The sequence below is a fragment of the Acinetobacter sp. YH12129 genome (assembly GCF_013418685.1).
Classification (GTDB): domain Bacteria; phylum Pseudomonadota; class Gammaproteobacteria; order Pseudomonadales; family Moraxellaceae; genus Acinetobacter; species Acinetobacter amyesii.
Window position 1 is genome coordinate 1 of sequence record NZ_VPBP01000051.1, and the last position, 10,546, is coordinate 10,546.

Below are 10,546 nucleotides of genomic sequence, written 5' to 3' on the forward strand. Positions count from 1 at the left end.
ATTAATAGCCAAAGCTATTCGAGTTCACTCACTCGTAAAATAGAGCCAAAGTCCTGAACACGACTCTAAACTGTTCTCCTATTTCGCTCTCATTTGCGTTTTAAGCACGTTTTTCTATTCAATATAGATTTTTATTGGTAATCAGTGAAAAATCGCGAATACCCCCTATTTTTTGCGTCTAATCGTTATTACAGAGCGAGTGTCTACGAGCGAACATACAAAAAGTTGCGCCTAGACTCTCTGAAAAACAATTTTTTAATATCAAAATCTTAAAAATAGTAAATCACTTGCAGAAAATTGATGTCTAGATCGAGCGAAGCGAGCAAAAAAGCTTTATGAGCGAAGCGAATTCATTCTTGCTTTTGCTTTTTTTCAAATTCACGAAAATATACGCCAAAAAATTGCCCCTCGAATCGAGCGAAAGCGAGATTCAATAGAGTTTGAGCGTAGCGAAAACATAGGGCAATTTTTCATTTGAAAGGCTTTTAATTATTTTTAATGTTTTTAAATACTTTTAGATATGCTAAGAGCCTTTATTTATAATACATACAAAGGATATACAACACCAAAAAGTCACCTATACAACACCAAAAAGTCACCTATACAACACCAAAAAGTCACCTATACAACACCAAAAAGTCACCTATTTACACCATTGATTAATGATGGTGTAATAACAGCATGTATAATAAAGGTGTAGCAAATGCCTACCAGTGAATTAATAGTAAAAGATAACGCTTTAATTAATGCGAGTTATAATTTGGATACCGTAGAACAACGGTTAATTCTACTGGCTATCTTACAAGCAAGAGAAACAAGAACAGGGATTGATGCAAACACTAGGCTACGGATCCATGCCAGTGACTATATGAGCAGATTTAATGTTAATAAACATGCCGCCTACAAAGCCCTAAAAACAGCAGTTACTAACCTTTTTGGTAGACAGTTTAGCTATCAAACAATTGATGAAAAAACAGGAAAATCAAAGAAAGTAATCTCTCGATGGGTTCAAAATATTTCTTATATTGATGATGCTGCAACCTTAGAGGTTACTTTTACAATGGATGTAGTACCCTTAATTACACGTTTAGAAAAACAATTTACAAGTTATCAGTTAAAACAAGTTTCCCAATTAACAGGAAAATATGCCATTCGACTCTATGAATTACTTATAGCATGGCGCGAAGTCGGTAAGACTCCTATATTTGAGGTTTCTGACTTTCGTTCAAAGCTTGGTTTAACGTCAGATGATTACCCAAGGTTAGATACATTTAAAAGACGTGTACTTGAATCAGCAGTCAAACAGATAAATGAACATACAGATATCATCGTTAAAGTAGAACAACATAAAGAAGGGCGCTCTATTTCAGGGTTCTCTTTTAGCTTTAAACAGAAAAAAAATATGAACAAAGCTATAGAGCGTAAAAAAGATCCTAATACATTAGATATTTTTTCCAGAATTACAGATGCTCAACGCCACCTATTTGCTAACAAGCTTTCGGAATTACCTGAAATGGGTAAATACTCTCAGGGCACTGAAAGCTATCAACAATTTGCAATAAGAATTGCGGAAATGCTTCAAGATCCGACTAAATTTCAAGAATTACATCCTTATCTTGAAAAAGTTGGCTATCGTTAAATCATTGATGTAACGTTACATAACTAAATACTGTCTACTGGCATACAGATTTTTACTTGGGTTACATGATGAAAGCACTATCAGTTATTGAATTAGCTCAACTCTATGGAATGAATCGACAAAGTATCTATAAGCGTATAAATAAAGGAGATTTATCAAAAAATAGTGATGGAAAGATAGATCTATCAGAAGCTATAAGAGTATTTGGCGAACCATCGCACAACAACAAGAATGTAGCCACGTTACAGTCTACATCAGTACAAAAAGAGACAGAAGTAGACATGCTAAAACAGCAAGTAGACATTCTGAAAAAACAACTAGAACTTGCACATGAGCGAGAGGTTTTCCAACGAGAACAACTAGAAGCAAAAGACAATCAAATAGAAGCAATACAACGACTGTTAGAAGCCCCGAAACCTAATATGACTACGTTTACCGATCAAGAACCAGTGCAATCAAGCATGGTCAAAACAGATCCCGATCTGGACACAGCAGAACCGAAACATGACGGATTGACTACTCCGGAGCAGACAGAAAATAAGCGGATTCCCGTGCCGGAGCAGGTAGAGCCGGAACAGCCAAAAAGAGGCTTCTGGAGCCGATTTTTTCTGCCGAATGGCTAAGGGTACTATTCAACTGAGCTAATCAAAGTTGTGAAACATTGATCAAAGAATAGACGTGGAACGTGAAAAATCATAAAAAAAACCCACCTTGGGGAAGGTGGGCTATCAACTAGAAACTACATCATTGATTTCTAAGGATAATTATAACTCATTTCGTATAAGGTGTATTATGTTAATTTTAGGAAAACTTAAAATTAATAATTAATTCTGATTTCAATTTCATTAAGTTATAGAATATGCCAATTTACTGATTTACTGCACTTTTTCTATGCAATTTAGATACGATATAAACGGATTACGAGCAATTGCTGTTCTTGCTGTAGTTATTTTTCACTTTAATCCACAATCGCTACCAGGTGGATTTGCTGGGGTTGATGTTTTCTTTGTTATTTCTGGCTTTTTAATGACATCGATTATTTTTAGTGGCGTGGAAAAAAAGACCTTTAATTTATTCAAATTTTATAACGCCAGAGCAAATAGAATCATCCCTGTATTAGCTGCAATGTCAGCTGTTTTACTCGTATTTGGTTGGTTCTATTTAATCCCTAGTGACTATCGTGACTTAGGGCGACAAGTTGAGAAAAGTTCTTTATTTATATCAAATCTTTTATTTGCAAAAGGTGGTGGTTATTTTGATACAGCAGAGCATACAAAGTGGTTACTACATACATGGTCACTATCTGTTGAATGGCAATTTTATATCTTCTTCCCAATTCTCATTGTCATTCTAAAAAAATATTTCAGTTTTACAAATCTAAAACGTGTTGTTATAGGATTATTTCTAGCGAGTTTTATTTACTGTATTTATGCAACTTACAAAGACAGTAAGACTGCTTACTTCTTACTTACAAGCCGAGCATGGGAGATGTTACTCGGTGGGTTGGCGTTTTTATATCCTTGGTCAGTTAAAAGTAAGATAAAACAAATTACAATTCAATCATTAGGTATTGTACTTATTGTTGCTTCATATTTCCTAATGTCAAAAGATACATTATGGCCTGGTTATATGGCAATAATACCTGTCTTTGGTGCATATTTAATTATCGTAAGTAACTTCCAAAATAATTTCATCATCAATAACATAGTTTTTAACTATGTCGGAAAATGGTCTTATTCGATCTATGTATGGCATTGGCCTTTAGTCGTTTTTGGATTCTACTTTGCATTTGAAAATTGGTGGGTATACGGCATTCCACTCTCCATCTTACTTGGATTCTTAAGTTATCAATTCATTGAAAAGATTAATTTCCCACGATATTCATCATGGAAAGAAATATATAAAGTTAGACCTTTTTATATATTTTTAGTTATTTTAGCCTGTGGTTATACTATAAAAACAACTGATGGAATAGCTTCACGACTTTCAAAAACAGCTCAAATTGCTGAAAAAGAAAAACGTAATTCAAATCCTTATAAATGTGATCAGCAAGATTTCTATGAATGTGTTATAGGGAAATCGTCTAATATTAAAGCTATTATTATAGGTGATAGTCATGCTGACTCATTAACAACATCGCTATCTTCTATTTTTGATTTAAAATCAGAAGGGGTCCTTTCTTTATCTACATCGTCATGTCCTTTAATTTTAAATTTACAATATTATGATAAACAAAGCATTTGTCCTGAAATTAATAAAAAACGATTATTATTAATTCAATCTCAAAAATACAAAAATATTCCTATTATTTTAGCAGGAAGATATCCAAGCTATTTAATAGGAGAGAATGATCCTGACCGCATACCACCTGAAGGATCTAAGCCATTAATTTATTTTGAAAATAATCCCAAAGTTTCTCAAAAAAATAGATTGGCTGCATTTGAAAAAAACTTAGAGCAAACTTTATGTAAGATTGCCACAAACAATCCAATTTATATTATTCAACCTATCCCAGAACTAGGTTTTAATGCTCCACAAAAGATTATTAAAAATTCTTTTTATGGAAGAAATGAAAAAACATCAATTTCATATGATAGCTATTTGAGTCGATCAGAAGAAATACGAAAAATTATTAATAGAAGTGCCAATAAATGTAATGTGGAAGTTTTAGATGCATCTAAAATATTATGTAAAAATAATGAATGTATTTCCACATACAAGAATAGACCTATTTATCGTGATGGAGATCACCTAAGTGAATATGGGAATAAGCTTTTAACACCTATGTTTAAAGACACTTTACTTAAATAATTCACAAACTCTTTACGTCAGGTTTATTGTCTGCTTTTCACAGTAAACCTGACTAACTTTCTATTTAACATAAAATCTCTTATACGAATTAGGTAGGACATTTCTACTTTGGAATAACATGTATTATATAAAGTTCAAGCAATATTAGATAATGCGAAAACTTTTTCAAAATCTCCAATAATTATGAGAACTCTATCTTCTTTCACACTTATTACATGCATTCTTGCTGCTCTGATCAATCTAAGCTCTTATTTTTTTCATTTTGCATTCTCTTTCATACTTTGTATCTTCTTAATTTTTCCTCTCTTTGTTGTAGCTATCACCGTCTTCTCTGAAAAATTAGAGATTAATTTTAATGCTCTTTCCATCATCCTATTTATCTACGCAATTGCAACATTCTTTATAACTACAGGGCTATTGGATAACTTTAATGTCGAAAAAGATGGATTAAAGTATGTCTTAAACAATCGTGGAACTTTTATTCGTGAGGCAACTATTGAAGAATATCGTTTATATAAAAGTCGATCTTCTCGATTAGTGAGTGCATATTTAATGTTCTTTTTCCAAATCTTATACATAACTCTCAAATCCTCAACTCCTCAATTGCTCTCTCAAGTGAATGAAAAACAATAGACAATAAAAAAGCCCGACAAGATGTCGGGCTTTTTCGTATGGGTTCGCTTGGTATAACTCCTGTCGTACCTTACTGTCCTTGTGCGTATCTGTATTTTTATTATTGTGCGGAACTTCCTGTTCCTGATGAATCCATCATAGGAAATTGTAGCCAGATCGTATAGGCGTAAAGGGCCGGAATTGGTGTGAGCCAAAGCGTACAAAATTGGTGGATTTTTATCCCAAGAGTTGTCCGCAGAAATTGGGGATAATTTAAGCCAGCGCTCTCTTGATAACGCAGAGAAAAATGACAAATTGATTAAATGTTGATCAATTTTATTGGCAAGAAGTATCAAAATTGCTCAAAAAGAAACCGACTTGTTTCCAAGTCGGTTTTTTGTTGTTTTTCAGGGGGATGAAAATTTTTTAACTATATGAAAAACAAGGATATTTTAAAAAGCGTTTCGTATAAGCTCTATTATGTTAAATGGATTAAAATTGAGTCATTTATCTGAAAGGATTTTTAAGATATTCCTTCACCATAGAAATAATTAATAGTGTACTAATCAAAACTAGAACTGCTATAAGAATCCAGAACATACAAACAACAAATATTAAACATTAATAATACAATAATAATATTTTTCTGATCATTAAGTAACTGATATTTAGATTATTTTGCAAGTTTAGGATTTTATTAAGTTTTAATTAACAGTGAAGTTTTTCTAATTGGTATAGAATTTAGAAGGAGTAAGCTATTTAATTGTTTCTTATGGAAAAAAAAGTAAAGAATCTCTATCTGAGAAAAGGTGAGCACAAATTTGTTTTGCAATCAATATTCATTTGTAGGGCTAAGTCTCAAAAGTGGACGAATGAAGAGATCAATGAGGTGATAGAGAAAACTATATATGAAGATAAAATTAGGGTGTATGAGATTTTAAGAGAATATTCTAGAAATATTTAGGGTGTGTCATCAATTAAGCCAGATGATTGTTGAAGCCTGGTAGATCGCTGATAAGAAGTTTTGAGCCAATTTATCATTGCGTGTGGCAATGGCACGATACTGCTTGAGCTTGGCAAAAAATTTCTCGATCAGATGTCTTGCCTTATAGGAGGCATCCCAGTAGTGGGCTATATTTTGCAGCAGAACAAGCTGACAAAAAAATGTATGAGAATAAGCAAAAAATTAAATCAGCTTTAAAATTAGTTGCAGAAGCTATCTAAATTTTATATTAACTAAAAATTAACATAATACACGTTATACGAAGTCAAAAAATGGGAGCTAAGCTCCCATTTTTTAATGCATTTTTTTAAATAAGACTAGGATGTGCATCTAAAATTCGAATCAATGTTGCTGCTGGTCCTGTTGGATAGCGTCGGCCTTGTTCCCAGTTTTGTAGAGTACGATGGCTAATGTGGAGACGTGCTGCAAATTCGCTTTGACTTAAACCAGTTTTTTCTCGCACTTCCTTAATATCTGGTAATTCAAGTTCGGTCGTTCGACTAGCTTGGATCTCTTTGCGCTTGATTGCTCCTGCTTCTTTAATCGAAGCAACTAAGTCATCAAATAAGTTGTTATCCATGAAATTGCTCCTTCACGAGTTGGCGCAGAATGGCGGTTTCTTTATCCGTTAGATTATCTTTTACAGATTTTGGATAAGCCACCAAGAAAAAGATTTGATCATCCTCATTTACCCAATAGTAAATTACTCTGATACCGCCACTTTTGCCTTTATTCCCTTGAGCACAACGTACTTTTCGAATGCCACCGCCATTCTTGATTAAGTCCCCTTTATCTGGCTGAACCAATAGATCTTGTTGAAGTTGATGATATTCCTCATCAGATACAAGGTCTTTGATTTGCTTGGTAAAGATACTGGTTTCAATGAATAACATAGATTCTTTGTACGTCAATGGCGTACAAGCATTCTAGCAATTTCCGCATCAAAAAACGAGAGCTACTGCTCTCGTTTCGTATAACCGCCATTATGTTACATAGATTTATCAGATGATTTATTTTTTTCAAAAATTCTGAAAGATGTATATAAAACAGTTGAATTGGTATTTTTATGAAAAAGAAACTAAAGTCTATTTTGATCGTTTCAGTCGTAACATAGTGTCAACAATTTTTATGCCTTTATAATATAGGATTTCAGTATGAGAGAATATTTTCTTAGTACACGAATACCAAAAATTCTTGGTAATAATGAGAATGAAATTCTTGAACAACTAGAAAAAGTTGAGCAGATTATATCTGAACTGTCAAAAATTGATCCTATTTTTAAGACTTGGTATATCAATAATGCGACTAGCTCAAAACCACCTTTAGACTATCCTTTCCCTTCAGAAAAAGCGAAACAATATCTATTTAATCTTAGAAAAGAAGACAGTTTTGAAATTTTTGGACTCTGGAATGGATCGTTAGAAACAGAGCAGTTTTCGAGTTTTAGTTTCGATAGAACAGGTTTAGTTATGACTTTCAAAAAGGTCTTGAATCTTGAGCAAATAATTCAACTTTTTAAAGTCGTATTAGAATATCCTAAGAATGATTATGTGTATCTTAATAGCTATTTTTTTGGAGATATCAATGTTTTTCCACACCGATTAGAAACTACTTCTATTTGCTATGTACCCATTAAAGTAGATGAAAAATTAATGCCTCACCTTTACAAAATTGTCGATGTTAATAACGATCTAAATGAAGGCACTATTCTAGTTTTCGATGAGGATTGGTCAGATGAATCTAATGAAATGAAAAAAAAAGTACAAGAAAACTCTTTAGCCTTAGTTGAATTAGACGTTATTCCTGAAGCTGAGTTGCCTGAAAATTTTTTTGAATCATAAAGATTATCTAAAATTAACATAATACACGTTATACGAAATGACCAGTCTAATAGCTTACCTTTTCCCTAAAAAACAAGAGATTAAAGCAAGTAACAGCAGAGCTTTTGAGATCACTGAATAGTCATCACTAGGAACAACACCGGCATAATAAAAAGCCGTTGTCATCAACCAAAAGCCTAAAAAGAAGAATAGAAACTTAGATTTAAATAAATTTGGAATTTTTCCAAATTTTTCAGTCGTTTTCTGGGATGCAATATCCATCTAAACCTCCTATTTCACTGCACTTTGAATTGCTTTTTTCATGTGTTCAATCATCTCCAATGGCTCTGCATTTGCGTTAAGTCCTGATTTAAGACGCTGAACATAATTCAATTTTAAAGGACGATAGTAGGGCAAATATTTTTCACCATATTTTGCCTTAAAGACCTTACGCTCCTTAGCCCATAAAGTCCCGACCTGTTTCCGAACTCCTCTAAAACCAAGATAGCCCTCCAAGATTTTCAAATGCTTTTCAAAATATGCCTGTTTTTCTTCCTCAGATTTTTCAATGCACTGATTCCAACGATTAATCAGTACCTCACCCTGTTTCTGCACCTTGCTATAAGATTCAGATCCAATCCTCCAAGTCCAATCGGAAGCATTTTTTTCACGTCCCTCTAAATCGTCTCTGATTGAGCGTTTTTGAGTTAAACGTACAAGCTCATAATTTCCGAATTGAATTGGTGAATCAAAGACATAGGAAAACTTTTCAACCCCATCAATATGCTGTTTCAGCGTGTTATTCACTTGATCAATAGGAATAAGCCCATCATAGATTTGAGGACTATCAATATTGCAGAATAAAAAGAACTTCATCTGTAAATAATGTTCAGATTGATTTAAAAAATCAAAATCAGAACGAGCGAAGGTTTCAGGTTCAGTCTTAGCTAAAAGCATTAAGTCTTTTGTGAAATTTTCATCACCCACCAGATTCGGCTTGATGATTAAATCAAAGGTAGGATGACCCTTTTTCTTTTGTTTAAAACGTTCTTTTGGAGATAGCGTGAGCTGATAACGCTCAGTCCATTTCTCAACAAATTTTATAAACTCCTCGTTATCATAAAACTTCATATTCACTTCAGCAAAAAGAACACAATTCGATCTTGTTATTTCATCTTGTAACTTTTGCATCGCTAATGTAGAAAAATTTGAAAAATAGATCATAACAACATCCCAAAGAGCTTCTTTTAGTCAAAGTAGCCTTTTTTTTGGAATTTAACAATAGAGATTTAAAGTGATTTAATTTTAAATCACAGAATTTAATACCTTAAATTTTTAAAAAAATTGATGATAAATTCCTTATTGGGATTTAACAATTTAGTAGTTCCTAGCGATTTGACCCAATCCCTGCAATCTGATAATTTGGATCTAGATATTGCTGTTTTTATTAGGTCTGCCAAACCTTTGTTTTTTAGATATTTTTGTCTGATTCTCAAGGGTTTAGCCAACCTTTCGAGAATCAGCATCTGCCGATTCATCATTACTGCCATTTTGATGAATTACATCGGTGTAGCTGCGTGCGTGAGAAATCTAGCTGGCGCGGCCGCAACGAGGGCTGAGGGGTGTGATTCCCCTTTTCTACTCATTCCATTCGATCTTCTTTTAGGTCGGGGAACTGTAGTTGGGCGACAAGGACACGGGAACTTAGGCGACTAAGTAAACCCTGCCAATTTTGAGAGGTTGAGAGTTTTCAAGGATGGATAAACTCGTTAATAAACCCTACGAGCTGTTAGCGATAACAGACGTATGACCAACAGGTGGGCTTTTGCGGTTACGGTGACGTAACAGGGTTGCAAGTCGAAAGATGGCGCAATCGGTACTCAGACTGTAGTTTGGTGAATTTGTCGTGATGACATTCCAAGCTGCAAAGCTGAGATCAATGGATAGCTCAAGCCTGTAATTGCGTGTCAGCCGTTTTAAACGGTCAAACTCGCATTTGGTAGTGAAAGTGCTTTACCTGCTTTGACGATTTGTAAACTGTATTAATGCCCCTAATTTCTTGGAACTACGGGGGGCGGAACATGGAACACAGAGCAAATTCAGCAGATAAGCGATCTACACGTTAAGACAAGGTTGGATAACTTGGGACGCACTCAAGACCGTTTTGAGCATGGCATCTTTGAAATGAAGTGCAGGCAACATGCAAGGTTGTGGTTCGTGAGAATCTTTATGAGTGTTGGAGATCAGATTAGTAGATTCAGGTTGTTATTTAACTTGATATATCAGTTCGAGCGAATAAAAACGTAAGCGCTTCTTTTGGTAAAACAAAAGTTTAGATGAACGAAAGTCTGAGCCGATGGTGGTTGATGTGAAATATCTAAAACAGTGTTTTGCTTGGGATTGGCTTCCCTAACAGATTGGCTTCTGTAATGTAGAACACTGAAAAACAGCAAATTTAATTTTTTTAAAGTTTGGCTACTGAGAAAAAATTAGGCGTTGGCGCGGTAATGGTGATGCACGTTAAAACATCAAAGATTAATAGCCAAAGCTATTCGAGTTCACTCACTCGTAAAATAGAGCCAAAGTCCTGAACACGACTCTAAACTGTTCTCCTATTTCGCTCTCATTTGCGTTTTAAGCACGTTTTTCTATTCAATATAG

At 34.0% G+C, this 10,546-nt stretch carries 8 protein-coding genes and 1 pseudogene; 4 read left to right on the forward strand and 5 right to left on the reverse strand.

Annotation, left to right across the window (positions count from 1 at the left end):
* Positions 1-703 precede the first annotated feature (703 nt).
* From repM to FTU65_RS15505, 3 genes are all read left to right on the forward strand, one after another.
* Complete coding sequence (gene repM, locus FTU65_RS15495; protein WP_180067015.1) at positions 704-1,639, forward strand: replication initiation protein RepM; 936 nt, start codon at positions 704-706, stop codon at positions 1,637-1,639.
* 68 nt (positions 1,640-1,707) lie between these two features.
* Positions 1,708-2,262 carry a plasmid replication DNA-binding protein gene (locus tag FTU65_RS15500; RefSeq protein WP_180067026.1) on the forward strand — a complete coding sequence of 185 codons (555 nt, stop codon included), beginning with the start codon at positions 1,708-1,710 and terminating at the stop codon, positions 2,260-2,262.
* Positions 2,263-2,530: 268 nt separating this feature from the next.
* Positions 2,531-4,450 carry an acyltransferase family protein gene (locus FTU65_RS15505; RefSeq protein WP_180067017.1) on the forward strand — a complete coding sequence of 640 codons (1,920 nt, stop codon included), beginning with the start codon at positions 2,531-2,533 and terminating at the stop codon, positions 4,448-4,450.
* Positions 4,451-6,035: 1,585 nt separating this feature from the next.
* Here FTU65_RS15505 and FTU65_RS15510 read toward each other — a convergent pair.
* The 3 genes and pseudogenes from FTU65_RS15510 to FTU65_RS15520 form a co-directional block, all read right to left on the reverse strand.
* Positions 6,036-6,179: pseudogene (locus FTU65_RS15510) on the reverse strand (transposase); the annotation flags it as partial.
* A gap of 193 nt (positions 6,180-6,372) precedes the next feature.
* Positions 6,373-6,645 (reverse strand): NadS family protein, encoded by a 273-nt coding sequence (gene nadS, locus FTU65_RS15515; RefSeq protein WP_004676016.1) that lies wholly within the window; start codon positions 6,643-6,645, stop codon positions 6,373-6,375.
* Positions 6,638-6,958, reverse strand: a complete 321-nt coding sequence (locus FTU65_RS15520) for a type II toxin-antitoxin system RelE/ParE family toxin (RefSeq protein ID WP_180067019.1) — start codon at positions 6,956-6,958, stop codon at positions 6,638-6,640. The genes nadS and FTU65_RS15520 overlap by 8 nt, the downstream gene beginning before the upstream one ends.
* 261 nt (positions 6,959-7,219) lie before the next feature.
* Between FTU65_RS15520 and FTU65_RS15525 the strand changes: the two genes are divergently transcribed.
* Positions 7,220-7,906, forward strand: a complete 687-nt coding sequence (locus FTU65_RS15525) for an immunity 52 family protein (RefSeq protein WP_180067021.1) — start codon at positions 7,220-7,222, stop codon at positions 7,904-7,906.
* A gap of 54 nt (positions 7,907-7,960) precedes the next feature.
* Here FTU65_RS15525 and FTU65_RS15530 read toward each other — a convergent pair whose 3' ends face one another.
* Together FTU65_RS15530 and FTU65_RS15535 are read right to left on the reverse strand one after the other, a co-directional pair.
* Entirely contained in the window at positions 7,961-8,167 is a 207-nt protein-coding gene (locus tag FTU65_RS15530) for a hypothetical protein (RefSeq protein WP_166135795.1), read from the reverse strand.
* A gap of 9 nt (positions 8,168-8,176) precedes the next feature.
* On the reverse strand, positions 8,177-9,109 hold the full coding sequence (locus FTU65_RS15535) for a hypothetical protein (protein ID WP_180067023.1): 933 nt from the start codon (positions 9,107-9,109) through the stop codon (positions 8,177-8,179).
* Positions 9,110-10,546 lie beyond the last annotated feature (1,437 nt).